The organism is Mesorhizobium sp. GW821-FHT07A06, from assembly GCF_059419085.1.
The window spans coordinates 21,483-37,640 of record NZ_JBWKRC010000009.1; the positions used below are offsets into that span (position 1 = coordinate 21,483).

Below are 16,158 nucleotides of genomic sequence, written 5' to 3' on the forward strand. Positions count from 1 at the left end.
GCTTGAGGCTGGTCGCTGGGGGTTTGTGTGATTGATGTCGCACTCTGGCTTAGTCCGCTCGACGGTGAAAATCCGTCAGGGGAAGACTTGCGCAACGACCCGGCTTTTCACGAGCTGGAGCGCCTGACCGAACCCGAGATCAAAGTCGTCCACGACGGCAACAACAAGCCCACGTCGCAAAGCACCATTCCGGTCGACTGGTCCGCCGTGCTGGCGAAGGCGGGGGAATTGCGTGCGCATGGCCGCGACCTGCGGCTGCTGGTCATCGTCACCCGCGCGCTGGCCAATGAAGAAGGACTGGCCGGGCTCGCGCAGGGGCTGACGCTTATTGCGCAGACCTTCGACCAGCATTGGGAAACCATGCATCCGGTACTGCGGCCCAACGCTTCGCCTCGCGATGCCGCCTTGCGCCGTATCAACGCGCTGCTCGACCTCCAGAACAGTCAGGGCGGGTTGTTGGCGAACCTGAGGCAAATGATTTTCTTTACGCCACGCTCGATCGGGCCGGTCAGCGGACGCGACCTGGAACAAAGCGCGCTCGACGACCGCGTCATGCTCCAGGAAGCCGCGTCGGGATTGAACACCGCGGAAAAGGCCGCACTGGTCAGCGCACACGGGCAATTGTTGAACCGGGTGCGCGCCGGATGCGCGGCACAGATCGATCAGGCCGGTGCGGAGATGGTCTCGCTCGTCGCCGACGCCCGGGCGGCGATCGCGGCCCTCGACGCGGTCGAAACGGCGCTGAACGCCCGTCTCGAAGGCGGCGGCGCTCCCGTTCCGGAATTAAAACGGTTCCTTCAGCGTTTGCTGACGACCCTCGAACGGAATTCGGCAGCCGGCGCCGTGGCGAATGGCGTGGCCAAGCCGGCTGAACCGGTAACACCTGCTCGAAACGGTCATGGAGCCGAGACTATGGCAAGTGCGGCAAGCTACGCGGACTCGAGCACGGGGCTTCCCGACCGGATCTCCTCTCGCGACGACGTGGTCAAATGCCTGGACTTGGTCGTCGCCTTCTATGACCGCACCGAACCGTCGAGCCCCATACCGCATCTGGCGCGGCGCGTGCGCCGGATGGTGCACATGGATTTCGTTGAACTGATGGAAGATCTCGCCCCGTCTGGGCTGAAGGAATTCCGGCTCCTTGCCGGCGTTCCCGATGTCAAGAAGACGGCTCAGAAGGATGAAAGGTAACAGCACATGCCAGCCGAAAGCAAAGCGAAGGTCATCGAACGAAATCGCGCGCCGCGGGTGCAGATCGCCTACGACGTGGAAACCTACGGCAGCCCGACGACGATCGAATTGCCGTTTGTGATGGCCGTGATGGCCGACCTTTCCGGCGCTTCGCAGACCAGGGAAGCATCGAAATCGGTGCTCGACCGATCCTTCGTCGAGACCGACGCGAACCGCTTCCCCAAATTCATGGAAGCGCTCGGGCCGCGCGTCAAAGCCCGGGTGAAGAACACGCTGCCGCAGGCCGAAGGCCAGGAGCGCGACGAGGAACTGGCGCTCGATCTCACCTTCACCAAGATGGGTGATTTCGCCCCCGACAAAATTGCCGAACAGGTGCCGCAACTGGCCGAGATCCTGAAGATGCGCCGCCAGCTCGAAGAGTTGCTTGGCTTCATGGACGGCCGCGTCGACGCCGAAAAACGCATCGCGCAGCTTCTGAACAACGAGCCGCTGCTTGGCAAGATCGCCAGCCAGGCACTGGCCGACGACGACAAGGCAGGGGAGTAAACCATGGCCGAACAGCAAAAGACCGCCGCCGTCACCGCTGATGCCGAAGCCATAAACCTCGACGAATTCAGCGGGCTCCTCGAGAAGGATTTCAAGGTCAAGAAGGACGACAGCGAGAAGCTGCAGCAACTCGTGCGCAATCTCGCGCTCGCGGCGCAATCGCGTTCCGACACCACGACCATCTCGTCCAATGCGATCAAGTCGATCAAGTCGCTGATCGCGGGCATCGACAAGATGCTGACGACACAGGTCAACGAGATCCTGCACGCGCCGGAAGTGCGCGAGATGGAGGGCACATGGCGAGGCCTCTGGTATCTCGTCAACAACACCGAGACCGACCAGAAGCTGAAGATCCGGGTGATGAACATCTCCAAGGAACAGCTGGCCGACACGCTCGAAGACTATGAAGGCCAGATGTGGGACCAGAGCCCGATCTTCAAGAAGGTCTACACGGACGAGTATTCGATGCTGGGCGGCGAGCCGATCGGCTGTGTGATCGGCGCCTACGAATTCTCCAACCACCCGCGCGATGTCGGCTTGCTGCGCAATATTTCCGGCATCTGCGCCTCGGCGCACACGCCGTTTATCGCCGCCGCCTCGCCCCGCCTGTTCCGCATGGACAGCTGGCAGGAACTGCCGAATCCGCAAGACCTGCAGCAGATCGTCTCCAACCCGGCCTATGCCTCGTGGCAGTCGCTGCGTGAGAGCGAGGACGCACGCTATATCGGCCTGACCATGCCGCGCGTCCTGGCCAGGTTGCCCTATGGCACCGATACGGTCCCGGTGAAGGGCTTCACCTTCGAGGAAGAGGTGCAGGGCGATCACAACAAATATGTCTGGATGAACGCCGCCTTCCCGATGGGCGTCAACATCAACCGCAGCCACAAGCTTTTCGGCTGGGGCACGCAGATCCGCGGCGTTGAGAATGGCGGCACAGTGCTTAACCTGCCGGTGCACAGCTTCCCGACCGACGACGGCTCGATCGCGATGAAATGTCCGACCGAAGTCGCCATCGACGACCGGCGCGAGGCCGAACTGGCCAAGCTCGGCCTGATGCCGATCCTGCACCGGAAGAACACCGATCTCGCGGCCTTCATCGGCGCCCATTCGCTGCAGGACGACGAAACGCGCGCCGGCCGGCTAGTCGACCCCGATGCCCAGTCGAACGAACGGCTGAGCGCCAACCTGCCCTATCTCTTCCCGGTCTCGCGCTTCGCGCACTACCTCAAGGCGATCGCGCGCGACAAGGTCGGCTCGTTCAAGGAACGCTCCGACATGCAGATCTGGCTGACCGAGTGGATCAACCGCTACGTGCTGGCCAACCCTGCCTTCGCCGACGACAAGGCGCGCGCCAAGCGCCCGCTGGCGGCGGCGGAAGTCCAGGTGGACAGCGTGGAGGGGCGGCCGGGCTACTACAACGCCCGCTTCTACCTGCGCCCGCATTACCAGCTGGAAGGCATCAACGCCTCGCTGCGGCTGGTATCGGAACTGCCGTCCGTGAAGACCTGATTTGCAGCAACCAAACCTTGTTTTGTTTGAAAGCGGTGGAGAAAGACAATGCCAGTCAAGATTGATGGTTTTCTGAAGGTTCCCGATATCAAGGGCCCAAGCACCCGCGACGGCCACTCGGACGAAATCGAAATCCATGGCGTCGACTACAAGATGGTCGCGCCCTATGACCCGAATTCGCTCTCACGCCGCGGGCGCGTGTCGATGGGCATGATCAAGTTCATCAAGCATTACGACAAGTCCTCACCATACCTGGCAAAGGCGTTGTTCGAGAACAAGGCGCTGGATGAAGTGGTGTTCTCCGCACGGCGGACCATCGATGGCGAGACCAAGGATTACCTGGTCGTCACGCTCACCGACGCCTCGATCATGGAATACGACATGTCGCAGGCCGAGGACGAGGAAGACCTGATCCAGGAAGAGGTCAGCTTCGCCTACAAGAAGATCAAGTTCGTCTATGACGGCAATGATGAAGCCGAAATGGATGTCTATGTCGGCAAGTGAGGTTCGGCGGCCCGGCGCGGGCAAGCAGCAGATAGCCGGCAGCTTGCGGGCAAAAAGCGAGGCCGTCCAGCCATCGCTATGGGATCGTCTTGTCAACGATCTGCCGGGCCTGACCTCGGAGATAGACGGGCTGCGCCATGTCCTGCTGGACGAGCTTGGCGCGGACCGCCTCGACGCCTTCGTTGCCGGCAGTGCGCGGACCATCGACGCCGATGCGGAGCTGACGCCAGACCAGAAGCGGCGTCTGCATCGCCTGGCCTTCCAGACCCAGCACCGCGCCGAGATCGAAAGCCGTGGCGTGGTGGTATCGGCGCGCGTCCTCAGGGAAGCAGTGCGGCGCGACATCGAGGCTCTGTTCAACACCGAGCGTTTCGAGGCCACGCCGTTGCTTTCCGACCTGGAAAACGAGCAAATGGCGGACAATCCGCCGTCGCTCGCCGATTTTCCGGAGGTCCGTCGAAGCGTGGTCAATTACGGCGTGCCCTCCTTCTCGGGCCGGTCGTCCCGCGACTTTGACCGCGACGTGCTGGCGCGCGAAATCCGCTTAGTGCTCGCCACCTTCGAGCCCCGCCTCAAGGAAAGCGCGACGAAGGTTACCGTCACCCTGGGCGACAAGACCGTGGGCCTGAAGATCGAGATAGACGCCGTGCTGATCATGACGCCCACACCGGAACGCATGCGCCTGCGCACCACGATCAATCTCGACAACGGCTTGGCGCGGACCGAAATTAGGGACGCCTGAGATGGATCGGGTCTTCGTCGAATATTACGAGGAGGAACTTACCCATATCCGCGGCCTCGCGGCGGAATTTGCCGACATGCATCCGGCGGTGGCGCGCAACCTTTCCCTCGATACGGTGCCCTGCCCGGATCCTTATGTCGAACGGCTGCTGGACGGCGTCGCCTTCCTCGCCGCGCGCACCCGGCTGAAAGTCGACGCCGAGCGTTCGCGATTTTCGCGCAGCGTGCTCGAAGTCCTCTATCCCGATCTGGTCACGCCGGCGCCGGCAACGGCGATGGCCGTGCTGAAACCCGGCCAGCAGGTGCAGACCATGCCCGCCGGCCACGTCGTCAAGCGCAACACGCGGCTGGTCTCCAGCCTGCAACCCGGACTGTCGACGCGCTGCACTTTCTCCACCGCGCAGGACATGACGCTGTGGCCGATAGCGATCACTTCGGTCAGCTATTCTCAGGATCGAAGCGCGCTGGCCGCGGCCGGCATAGGACCGATCGGCGGTACCGGCGGCGCGGCGGCGCTGCGCCTGGGGTTGACGCGGACGGGAAAAGGCAAACTCGACGAATTGGCGCTCGACCAGCTTGACCTCTATTTTGCCGGACGCACCAAGGCGCCGCTTCTGTTCGACGCGATCTTCGGCGCCTGCGTGGCTGTTGGCGCACGGCCGGAAGGCAAGACCAACCGGCTGTCGCCCTTGCCGGCACCCGAAATGGTCGGCATCAGCGACGACGAGGCCTTGATGCCGCGCACCCGCCCGACATTCGAAGGGTACCGCCTGTTGCGCGAATACTTCGTCATGCCGGAGCGCTTTCACTATGTGCGGGTCCAGGGGCTGCAGACCGTGGTGCGCAAATGCGAGGCCGGCCTGGAGATCATCTTCCTGTTCCGCCGCCCCGTGCCCGAACTCGCCGACCTGACGCCGGCGGATTTCGAACTTTTCGCAACGCCGATCATCAATCTGTTCGAGCGTGAGTGCAATGTCGTAGAGCTCGACGCGCGCAAGACGCGGCAGGTGATCCACGCCGACCGCACACGGGCGCGCGACTTCGAGATTTATCGCGTGATCCGCGTCGAGGATGCCGACAGTGAAGGCAGCGACGCCGAGATACCGGAGTTGTTCAGCCTCGGGCAGAACCGCGGCAGTGGCTGGGTCTATTCGACGGAACGACGCCCTAGGCGAGCAACGGAGGATGAACGGCGCGAAGGCCTGACCCGCACATCATACACCGGGGACGACGTTTTCCTGGCCGTATCGCGGCCGCTCGCAAGTCCCGCGAACCGGCCGCTGAAGCGTCTCGACATCATGGCGCTTTGCACCAATCGCGACCTGCCGATCCTCGACGACAATCCGACCTTGACGCTCGAGGCCGGTGACCCGGTCGAATCCGTTCGGCTGCTTGGTGCGTTGCGTCCGCCACAGCCAGCCATCCCGGCGGCGCTTCCCGCCGGAGCCGATGGTGAATCCCGCGCCGACGATCTCGCCTGGCGGCTGGTCGCGCAGCTGGCGCTCAACTTTCTCAGCCTTGCCAGGGAAGGCCGCGGCGTCGATCCGCTGCACGCGCTGCTTGATCTCTATGCCGACCGGGGCGACCCCGGACTTGCCCGCAACGTGCATTCGATCGTGCGCATAGACTCGCGGTCGGTGGTCGAGCGGCTGCAGATCGATGGACCGATGTGCTTCGGGCGCGGCACTGAAGTGACGCTGCATGTCGATCAGTCGGTGCTGGCGGGGCAAAGCACCTTGCTGCTTTCGGCCTTGCTGGCGCGGCTGTTTGCCCGTCATGCCGGAATAAACGGCTTCGTGCGAACTCGCACGCGGCTATTGCAGAAGCAGGAGGATGTGCCATGGCCGATGACGCCCGGCAATCGCTACCTGATCTAGACAAGACACCTGAACCGGACAAGACACCCGAGCTGGACAAGACTGGCCCGGACCGGGCCGAAGGTCTGTCCGAAGCATTCGACTTTTTCGAATTGCTGCGCCGTCTTGAACAGCGCAGCGGTCTGTTCGGCCATTCCGGACGACCCGACCGCGAGCCCGCGAGGCTCGGCCAGCATGTGCGGCTCGCCTTTTCCGCGCGGGACCTGGTTCAGTTCCGCGAAGCCAACGACAAGGCGCCGGCACGGGTCACGGTTGCAAATCTCGGCCTGTTGGGCCCCGAGGGCCCAATGCCGCTGCATCTGACGCGCTGGGTACTCGACCGCCTGTCGCAGCGCTGGTTCGCCGGCGCCGACGCACAGCACACCAGCGACACGACATTCGTGGACTTCGTCAACATCCTTCAGCACCGCATGATCGCCCTCTACTACCGGGCCTGGGCGGATGCGCATCCCGCTGTCCAGGTCGAGCGCGCGGTGGGTGGCCGCGTTCGCGCCATGCTTGAGGCGATGGCGGGGATCGGGCTTCCCGGCACCCAAAATCCTGATCTCGACACCGTCAAGCTTCGCCAGGCCGCGGCGCTCGCCAACCAGGTCGACGGACCGGAAAGGCTCACGTTGTTCCTGGCCGAAGCGTTCAAGGTACCGGTTCAAATCAAGGAATTCATCGCCGCCTGGATAACCATCCCGACGAGGCTCCAGACCCGGCTCGCAAAAGCCTATGCGGGGCTCGGCCGGGGAGCGACCATCGGTCCGCGCGTCTTCAACCGCCAAAGCAGGATCGAACTGCGCATCGGCCCTCTCGGGCTTGAGGAATTCAAGGCATTCCTGCCGGGAGGGTCGCGCCTCAAACTGTTCAAGCAGGCGGTTCGCGACATGGTTGGGGAAACGCTCGACGTCGACCTGCGCATCGTGCTGGCGCGTGAAGCCGTGCCGCCGCCTTGTATCGGAACGGTCCAGCTTGGCCGGACCGCCTGGCTTGCGCGGCCCACCGAAAGGGGGGATGCTGACGATCTGCGGCTGCGGACAATTGTCGGATGGCGGCCGGAAATGGCGGAGGGCGCGGCATGAGCCTGCTGCTGACGCTGGAGCAAGGGCCACGCACCCAGACGGTACGGCAGACCCGGCTGGACGAGGGCGAGCTGGTGATCGGCCGCAGCGCGGACGCAGGCTGGCAGATAAACGATCCCGACATGTTCGTTTCCCGGGCTCATTGCAAGATTTCGGGCGGGCGGGACGGGTATTTCGTCACCGACACGTCGAGCAGCGGACTGTTCATAAACGATTCCGACAGCCCGCTTGGCCCCGGCAAGTCGACGCGCCTTCAAAACGGCATGCGGCTGAGACTGGGCGACTACGTCGTCCATGTCGACTTGCAGACGCCAACCGCCCAGGCACAAGCAGCCAGCTTGCCCATTCCGGAACGCCTGCCGCCGGCATCGCGGGCGCCGGTGAGCATCGGCCGTGATGATTTCTTTTCCGCCAAGGTCGAGGAAGAGCCGCGACGGCCGCGTCCGGCCGATCTGCCCAACCCGTTCGAGCAGCCGATTGCGGGCGCGTTCGAGCGTGCCGCGTCCAGCCAGCGCAGTTCGCCTGCTTTCGATGACCCGTTCAGCCTCGATCCGGTTTCGACGCCTGTGTCGAAAGACGCCGCTCCTTACCTCGAACCCGGCGGCCACGAGAACCAAACGGACCCGTTCAGCCTCGAGCCCTTGCCATCCCTCGGACGCGGATCCCAGCTCGCTCGGGGAAAGCCGTCCGATTTCAATGATGATTTTGGTTTCGGGCCAGCCGCCGCAACCGGGTCGGCAAACGGCGCCGGATCGGCCGGACAGCGCGAGCGCGTTGTCCAGCGATCCGCCAATCCCTGGGATTTGCCCGTGCAAGCGGCAGATGGTCCGTCTCCGGCGCGCGCGGGCGCCGCTGCCGCGCCCGCTCGCCTGCCGGCGGCGGCCCAGCCGGGAGGCATGGCGCTTCGTTCCGCGTTCCTGCGCGGCATGGGCGTCGAGGAAGCCGATTTCCCCGGACGCGACAGCATCGCGGAAATGGAGAAATTCGGCCGTGAATACCGGCTGATGATGGAAGGCCTGATGCAGCTTCTGCGCAAGCGGGCCGAGGAAAAGGGAAACGCCCGCGTCGCCCAGACCATGGTCGGGGCTTCCGAGGTCAATCCGCTCAAGTTTCTGCCAACGGTCGACGACGCCATCGTCACGCTTATCGCCGAGCGCAGCCCCGGATTCCTCGCCGCCGAAGCGGCTATCGCCGACGCGGTTCGCGATCTCGCCCAGCATCACGTGCGCGCCTGGCGCGGCGTGCAAGGCGCCTTGCGACGGATGATCGACCGCTTTGACCCGGCGGCGATCGAGGAAGAGCTGAAATCGAATTCGGCGATCGGCACCCTGCTTTCGGGCGGGCGCGGCGCCAAGCTGTGGGAACTCTACCAGAAACGCCATCGTGAAATCGCCGAGAGCGCGGAGAAAAGCTTCCTTGGCGAAATCGGCGCTGATTTCCGGGACGCATATGAGGAGGAGTGAAACATGATCGATCGACGCGAATTTATCGTTGCCCTTGGCGCAACGGGGCTGCTTGCGGCTTGCCAGAGCGGCCCGCCAAAACCTTCGGTGATCACCGTCAACGTGTCCGGCGGGGCCGGCATGAACCCGGGACCGGGCGGCGGTGACAGGCCAGTGACTGTCCTCGTGATGCGGCTGCGCGGCACCGGCAAATTCAATTCCGCCGACTATTTCGCCTTGCAGGGCGATGCCGGTACGGCGCTGGCAGGCGATCTTATCGGATCCGACCAGATCGCCGTCGGGCCGGGAAAATCCGCGTCCAAAACCATCACCGTCGAGCCCGATGCCACGGCGCTGGGCTTCGTTGCGCTGATCCGCGAGCCCACAGGCAGGAACTGGCGGACGACCAAGTCGGTGTCCCCGGGATCCAAATTCACAATCAACGTCACGCTTGGCAGCGGCGGTATTTCCGCCTAGCGGCCAGGGCAAGGAGAGCTCGATGCAGAGAGCAGCGGCATGAGCGATGCAAACAGGGTGCTGTGGTCCGAAGGCCTTTTCCTGCGGACCCAGCATTTCCAGCAGCAGGATCGTTTCTTCGAGGCGACGGTGCGCGGCGCGTTGCAGGCCGGGCAACTGCATACGTTCGGCTTTCAACAGCTGACGCTGGACCAGGCATTGCTGGAAGCCGGCCAGGTCTCGATCCTCTCCGCTCGGGGCATCTTCCCGGACGGGACGCCGTTCTCCATTCCCGACATGATGGATGCGCCGCGACCGTTGCCGGTCACCCCGGACACAGGCGCCGGACCGGTGCTGGTCGCCTTGCCGCTGGAACCTCCCGGCGGTGTCGGCTTCGATCCGGCACACGCGGCCGCTTCGGGAGCACGCTATCATGGGCGGATCGTTTCGGTGCGCGACGCCGTCCAGGGCGGTTCAGACCCCGAAGAAATCGAAATCGCACGGCCGCAGGCGCTGCTGCTGGCGCCCGGCAGGTCGGTCGGTGGTTACACGGCCTTGCCGATAGCCGACCTCAAGGGGATTCGAGCCGATGGCGGCGTCTCGCTGGACGAGACCTTCCTCCCGCCGACACTGGTGACCGGCGCGGTGGCCTGGTATCGCCAATTGCTGCTGGAAGTCGTCACGGGCCTCGACCAGATCGCCGAGGCGCATGGCAAGATGGTCATGGGCGGACCGGGGCGCAGCGTCGAAGACCTGCTGATGCTGAACCTCGCCAATGCGGCGCGGCCGCGACTGGCCCACATGCTGGCGCAGGATGTCTTCCATCCGGCCGAGCTTTACCTGGAGCTTGCCGGCCTCGCCGGTTCGATGGCGACCTACGGATCGAGCGCGCGGCGGCTGGGCGAATTGCCGGCTTACGATCACATGGCCCCCGGGCCCGCCTATATGGCGCTGGCGGATGCGCTGCGCTCGCTCATCCTCAGCCTGCGCTACATCGAGCCGAAATCGCGGGCGCTGCCGGTCATGCGGCATTCGACCAATGTCTGGAAAATCCGCATCGACAACCCGAAGCTGCTGGTCGCCAGCCGCATCGTCATCCGGGTCGGTTCAGAGTTGTCGGAAGACGCGCTGCGCAAGATCTTCGTCAACCAGGCGACTGTCGGTTCGGCCGACCAATTCGAGGGCCTGTGGAAATCGCGCCTGCCCGGCATTCCGCTGAAACCGCTTCACTCCCAGCCGCGCGAGATCCCTTACGACGGCGATCGGCTATGCCTTGAACTGGACCAGAAAAGCGAACACTGGGCGTCGCTGCTCGATGCTCCCGGCTTCGTCATCGGCGTTTCGGGCGTGTTGCCAAGCGAGCCGCAGGTGGACTGCTATTCGGTGAACAGGTGAGATGATGAGCCGCGATGATCCTTTCGGACTGTCGGAGGATCGCGAACGAACCCGCATACGGCTGACCGGCGCGCCGATGCCACGGCCGATGGCGCCGCTCTTGCCGGGCACGGCGGTCAAGCGATCGCGCACGCATCCGAACGCGCTTGTCAACGCGTTCGCGCCCTTGCTCGAATTCGCGCCCGAGCTTGAAAGCGCGCTGGCGCCGGAGAACCCGGAAGCGCTGCGCACCCGTCTGCTCGAAGAACTGGTTCGGGCACGCGACACGGCGATGGCTACGGGGTCCTCGCTGGAGCGGGCCGACCAGGCAGCCTGGGTGGTGGCGGCGTTGCTCGACGATCTCGCCCTGAACACGCCGTGGGGCGGGGCCAGCGCCTGGCCGCGGCAGCCGCTCGTGGTCATGCTGCGCGGCGATGTCGATGCCGGCACGCAGTTCTTCACGCGTCTCGACGAACTGGAACGCCATCCCAACCGCGATCGCGAATTGCTGGAACTGCAATATGACTGCATGGCGCTCGGCTTCCGCGGCAAATATCGCGTGCCCGGCCGGTCGGGCGACCGCTCGCTCAACGCCGTTCGCGTGGCCGCGGCACGCTTCCTGCGCGACGCCGACGCCGAGGGCGCGCCCCTGTCGCCAAACTGGAAGGGCGTGATCGCCTCCGACGAGCCGCAGCGCTTCATCGTTCCGATCTGGGTCATGACGCTCGGTGCGGCGGTTGTCGCCACGGCCGTCCATATCGGGCTGTCGATGGGGCTGAGCAGCCAGGCGGTCGAGCTTTCAGCGCTTGTTCGTACCTTGCCGCCGCCTGAACGCGGTGACATCAGCCGGACCTCGCCCAAGGTCGATGCTCCGCCACCGGAGAAAGTGGATTTCGCGCTCTTGCCGGAATTCCAGGCGGGGGCGCCGGCCGACCTCAGGTCCGCCCTGAGCGGCACCGAGAGCGTCTCGCTGGCCAAGCTGATCATCCAGGCCTCCAACCCGGAACTGTTCCAGTCGTCGCGGCCACAACTGACCGAAGGCTTCGAGCCGCTGATCGGTTCGATCGCCAAGGTCATCCTCGCCAATCGGGAGCTGATCGGGAACATCACGGTGATCGGACATACGGACGGCGTTCCCCTGCAGAAGACCAATCCGCTGTCGACCAACCAGCGGCTGTCGGAGGCCCGCGCCCAGACGATCGCCGACATGCTGGTCCAGAACGGGGTGCCGCAGGACCGCGTTCATTCCGAGGGCCGCGCGGCGACCGATCCAGTGGCCAGCGACAGCACGCGCGAGGGGCGAGCCTTGAACCGCCGCGTCGAGGTGCTCGTCGAAAAGAGGCTGTGAGATGTTCATCCTGCGCTTCCTCTGGGCGGTCCTGACATCGCGCTGGCTGTGGACGCTGGTCGGCATCACGCTGCTTTCCCTGGTCATCTGGGTGTTCGGTCCGATCGTCAGGGTCGGTCCTTACGAACCATTCACTTCCGAAAATGTGCGTATCGTCATCATCGCGCTGCTGGTCATCTTCTGGCTGATCTGGCTGATCGTCGCCCAGCGCCGTGCGATCCGCGCCAACCGCATGTTCGTCGCCGAGATCGCGGCGCCGGTGGCGGAAAAGCCGCTCAGCCCCGGCGAGGAAAACGTCGCCGCCGTTGGTGCCAAATTCGCCGAGGTGATGGCCGAACTGAAGCGCCGCAAGCTCGGCGGACGCAAGTTCCTGCGCGAGATGCCGTGGTACGTGATCGTCGGGCCGCCGGCCACCGGCAAGACCACGGCCCTGCGGCAGTCCGGACTGAATTTTCCGATCGACCTCACCGACGACCTGCAAGGGGTCGGCGGCACGCGCAACTGCGACTGGTTCTTTTCCGAGAACGCGGTTCTGATCGACACCGCCGGCCGCTATGTCCAGCAGGAAAGTCAGCCCGATGTCGACGCGGCGGAATGGCTGGGCTTCCTCGACCTTCTGAAGAAACATCGCGGCCGCCGCGCGCTCAACGGCGTGATCGTCGCGCTTTCGATCGACGTGCTTTCAGAGGGCGACGAAGCCATCAAGGCACACGGCCGCAAGATCCGTCGCCGGCTGGCCGAACTCAACGACCGGCTCGAAATCCGACTTCCAGTCTATCTGATGCTGACCAAGGCCGATCTGATCAAGGGTTTCGAGGCTTTCTTCGGCGGCCTGTCCACCGCTTCGCGCGAACAGGTATGGGGAACGACCTTCGCGCTGGATGCGCGCGTCGATGCCAAGACCATCGAGCGGGAAATTTCAATACTGGCGACGGAACTCGAGCGGCGGCTGGTACCGCGCCTGGAGGACGAAGACAAACTCGCCGCCCGCGCCGAGATCTTCAGGTTTCCCGCCCAGTTGTCCAGCCTGTCCGAACCGATCCAGGTGCTGGTCGAAGCGATGTTCGGCGAAAGCCGGTATGAAGAGGCCGCCTGGCTGCGTGGCCTCTACCTGACATCGGCAACGCAGGAGGGGGCGCCCATCGACCGGCTGACCGCGGCGCTGTCGTCGTCCTTCGGCCTGCCGCCACGACGCGCCCTGCCCGCGCCAAGGGTGGAGAAACGCAGCTTCTTCCTGAAGAACCTGCTCACCGAAGTCATCTTCAAGGAAGCCGGCCTCGGCACGTTCGACCCGCTGGCGCAACGCCGCCGCGCCTGGATCTGGCGGGGCGCCGCGGCCGCGTGCGCGGCCGGCGCCTTGCTGGCCGGCGGTCTGTTCACCTGGTCCTATTTCGACAACCGCAACGCGATCACGGCGCAGGCAAGCCAGTTCGAATCGTTGCAAGCGCCGCTGACCTCGGCTGCCGCAAGCCCGGCATCGGTGCAGCAGCCCGCCCTCGACGGCGCACTCGAAGCGATGGACGCGGTCGCGAATGCCCGGACCGCACCGCCGGGCGCCGCCCAGGATCTGCTGGGTCCATCCGCCTCGGCCGAACTGGTGCGAGCGCAGAGCGACACATACGACCATGCCTTGCGCAATGTTCTCGAGCCACGCATGGTCGCACTGCTCGAGGCGACCATGTGGCGGCAGATCCGCGATCCGGATTTCATGCTGGGAGCGCTGAAGACCTATCGCATGATGACGGGCCTGTCGCAGATGGATGCCGATTTCGCCCAGAACTGGTGGGTGAACAGCTTGCCGGAATTCGCGGCCGCCGCGCCGTTTCCGACCGCCGACGCCGAAGAGCATCAGCTTGCCGCCATCCGCCGCATGGCGGTCGACGAAAGCTATGTCGCGCCCGACCAAGCGCTGGTCGCCGAAGCGCTGAAAACAGTCTGCACGATCTCGTTGCCGGCGCGGGCCTACAAGCAGTTGCTGGCCGATCCGGAGGTGGCCGGTCTCAAGGAGTGGATCCCGGCCAATTTCGCCGGCCCCAATGGCGGCAAGGTGTTTGCGCGGCGTTCCGACAAGACACTTCGCGTCGGGATCGCGGGGGCATTCACCTATGCCGGTTTCCACGACGCCATTCTCGACCGCATCGACGATGTCGCCGCCCAGGCGGCGCTCGATCGCGCGGTTTTTGCCGGCGGCTGTTCGGAAAACTCCGAGACCTCGGTCTCGGCGCTGTCCGAGGATATTCTGAAGCTCTACTATGACGACTACATCGCCCAATGGGACAGCTTCCTGCGAGACATGCGGCTCGCGCCACTGACCGATCTCAATGTCGCCAGTGAGAATCTGAAGGATCTGTCGAGTGCCGATTCAGCCCTGAAACGTCTGCTGACGGCGGTCGTGCAGGAGACCGAACTGACGCGCTCCGACGAAGCGCCCGCCGACGACAAGGCAGCGGCCAAGGGCGCTTCGAAACTGCTCGGCAAGCTTGGCAAGCTCGGCAAGCTGGCGACATCGGGGGCTAAGCTGCTTCCCCGCGCCGGATCAGCCACAGAGGTGGACCTGACCGGCAATCTGGTGGCGGTACATTTCAAGCCGCTGAAGAGCACCATTGCCGAGGTCGACGGCCAGCCGCCTGCACTGGATGCCGCGGTCGTCGCGCTGACCGCGCTGTCGAACGTCCTGCAGACGGTCACCGCTAACCCCAATCCGCAGGATGCCATCAAGAAGCAAGGCGGCCTTGCCGAACTGACGGGTGCGGTCGCCAGGCAGGCACAGATCCTGCCCGACCCTATCAACGCCTGGCTCGGCGGGATTGCCGGTGACACCAGCAATTTGACGCAAAAGGCTGTGACCTCGGAGCTCAACGCGATCTGGCGGGCGGACATACTGCCCTTCTGCCAGGCAGCGCTGAACGACCGCTATCCGTTCAGCGCCGACAGCGCGGTGGACGTCAATGTACGTGATTTCGCCCGCTTGTTCGGGCCGGCCGGACTGATCGACGGTTTCATCAACGACCATCTGATCAACTATGTCGACACGACCAGCCAGCCGTGGAAATGGCGTGCCGATTTCGGCCTCGATCCCTCGGCGCTGGCGGCATTCGAGCAGGCCAGGCATATCCGCGACGATCTTTTTCCAGGCGGCACCGGACCGGTGATGAGCTTCACGCTCGAACCGAAGGACCTGTCTCCGAACGTCACGCGCGTCACGCTCAATCTCGACGGCCAGACCCTCGTCTACTACAACAATGCAACGCGGCCGCAACCGATGACCTGGCCCGGCAAGGATGGGACAGGGGTCATTTCGCTTGCCTTCCAGCCCATCGACGGATCGCCTGAAATCATGCTCAATGAGACCGGCAGCTGGGCTTGGCTGAGGATGCTGCGCAGCGGCCGTTTCGCCGGCACGCAGCTGTCCGATGTTTACAGCCTGCGCCTGGGCACGAAGGGCATGTATGCCGATTTCGAGCTCAAGGCCGCCAGCGTCGAGAACCCCTACAATCTGCAGATGTTCAAGAAATTCTCATGTCCGCCGCAGATATGATCCTGCCCGGCTTCTACGGCAAAATGCCCGCAACCGGCGATTTCGTGACGCGGCGGCTGTCGGGTGAGTTTGTTCGCGGCTGGGATCGCTGGCTGGCGCAGCACCTCGTTCCGCTGTTCGGCTCGCAATCCTGGCCAAGCACGACCGCGCTGCGCTTTCTGGCTGGCCCGGCGTCCTTCGGCGCCTCGGCGGGCATCATCGTGCAAAGCGCCGACAGGGTGGGCAGGAAGTTCCCTTTGAGCGTCGTTGCGCAGCTTGCCGAAGCGCCCATTCAGCTGGCTGCCGCCGAGGCGTGGTTTTCCGGCATCGAAGCGGCGGCCGTCACCGCCCAGAACGGCGAATTGACGCCGGACCAACTGGATGCCGCGCTGGCCGGACTGCCGGTGCCAGCCGTCGAGCCGGGCGACGAGATCATCAGCAACATGGTGATGTGGACGGCCAATTCGGACATTTTCGACATCGATCCGCAATCGCCGCAAACGACGCTGGAACAAATCCTCGCCGCCAGCTGGGAGACCAGCTGATGGACGAGGCGCCTTGGGCGGATCGCGCTGCCACGCGCGGC

The 16,158-nt window shown here is 64.4% G+C and carries 13 protein-coding genes; all 13 read left to right on the forward strand.

What is annotated here, in order from left to right:
- Positions 1 to 27 precede the first annotated feature (27 nt).
- From tssA to tagF, 13 genes are read left to right on the forward strand one after another with little or no spacing between them, the layout of a single operon-like run.
- Complete coding sequence (tssA, locus tag AC07SZ_RS25015; protein WP_494916314.1) at positions 28 to 1,191, forward strand: type VI secretion system protein TssA; 1,164 nt, start codon at positions 28 to 30, stop codon at positions 1,189 to 1,191.
- A 6-nt stretch (positions 1,192 to 1,197) separates the two neighbouring features.
- The gene (tssB, locus tag AC07SZ_RS25020; protein WP_056564962.1) at positions 1,198 to 1,737 is read left to right on the forward strand and encodes a type VI secretion system contractile sheath small subunit; all 540 of its coding nucleotides are present in this window, start codon (positions 1,198 to 1,200) and stop codon (positions 1,735 to 1,737) included.
- Positions 1,738 to 1,740: 3 nt separating this feature from the next.
- Positions 1,741 to 3,246, forward strand: a complete 1,506-nt coding sequence (tssC, locus tag AC07SZ_RS25025) for a type VI secretion system contractile sheath large subunit (RefSeq protein WP_056564964.1) — start codon at positions 1,741 to 1,743, stop codon at positions 3,244 to 3,246.
- Positions 3,247 to 3,294: 48 nt separating this feature from the next.
- A complete protein-coding gene (locus tag AC07SZ_RS25030; protein WP_056564966.1) occupies positions 3,295 to 3,750 on the forward strand; it encodes an Hcp family type VI secretion system effector in 456 nt (151 codons plus the stop codon).
- On the forward strand, positions 3,737 to 4,492 hold the full coding sequence (tssE, locus tag AC07SZ_RS25035; RefSeq protein ID WP_056564968.1) for a type VI secretion system baseplate subunit TssE: 756 nt from the start codon (positions 3,737 to 3,739) through the stop codon (positions 4,490 to 4,492). Before AC07SZ_RS25030 ends, tssE begins: the two co-directional genes overlap by 14 nt.
- Position 4,493: 1 nt before the next feature.
- Positions 4,494 to 6,368 carry a type VI secretion system baseplate subunit TssF gene (gene tssF / locus AC07SZ_RS25040; protein ID WP_056564970.1) on the forward strand — a complete coding sequence of 625 codons (1,875 nt, stop codon included), beginning with the start codon at positions 4,494 to 4,496 and terminating at the stop codon, positions 6,366 to 6,368.
- Complete coding sequence (gene tssG / locus AC07SZ_RS25045; protein WP_494916316.1) at positions 6,332 to 7,435, forward strand: type VI secretion system baseplate subunit TssG; 1,104 nt, start codon at positions 6,332 to 6,334, stop codon at positions 7,433 to 7,435. Before tssF ends, tssG begins: the two co-directional genes overlap by 37 nt.
- Positions 7,432 to 8,898, forward strand: a complete 1,467-nt coding sequence (gene tagH / locus AC07SZ_RS25050) for a type VI secretion system-associated FHA domain protein TagH (RefSeq protein ID WP_494916318.1) — start codon at positions 7,432 to 7,434, stop codon at positions 8,896 to 8,898. Before tssG ends, tagH begins: the two co-directional genes overlap by 4 nt.
- Positions 8,899 to 8,901: 3 nt before the next feature.
- Positions 8,902 to 9,354, forward strand: a complete 453-nt coding sequence (gene tssJ / locus AC07SZ_RS25055; protein ID WP_056564974.1) for a type VI secretion system lipoprotein TssJ — start codon at positions 8,902 to 8,904, stop codon at positions 9,352 to 9,354.
- 39 nt (positions 9,355 to 9,393) lie between these two features.
- A complete protein-coding gene (tssK, locus tag AC07SZ_RS25060) occupies positions 9,394 to 10,728 on the forward strand; it encodes a type VI secretion system baseplate subunit TssK (protein ID WP_494916319.1) in 1,335 nt (444 codons plus the stop codon).
- A 4-nt stretch (positions 10,729 to 10,732) separates the two neighbouring features.
- Positions 10,733 to 12,055 (forward strand): type IVB secretion system protein IcmH/DotU, encoded by a 1,323-nt coding sequence (gene icmH, locus AC07SZ_RS25065; protein WP_056565768.1) that lies wholly within the window; start codon positions 10,733 to 10,735, stop codon positions 12,053 to 12,055.
- A gap of 1 nt (position 12,056) precedes the next feature.
- Positions 12,057 to 15,593: a type VI secretion system membrane subunit TssM gene (gene tssM, locus AC07SZ_RS25070; RefSeq protein ID WP_494916320.1), complete on the forward strand. Its 3,537-nt coding sequence runs from the start codon at positions 12,057 to 12,059 to the stop codon at positions 15,591 to 15,593.
- Positions 15,575 to 16,117, forward strand: a complete 543-nt coding sequence (gene tagF, locus AC07SZ_RS25075) for a type VI secretion system-associated protein TagF (RefSeq protein ID WP_494916322.1) — start codon at positions 15,575 to 15,577, stop codon at positions 16,115 to 16,117. The genes tssM and tagF overlap by 19 nt, the downstream gene beginning before the upstream one ends.
- Positions 16,118 to 16,158: the final 41 nt, after the last annotated feature.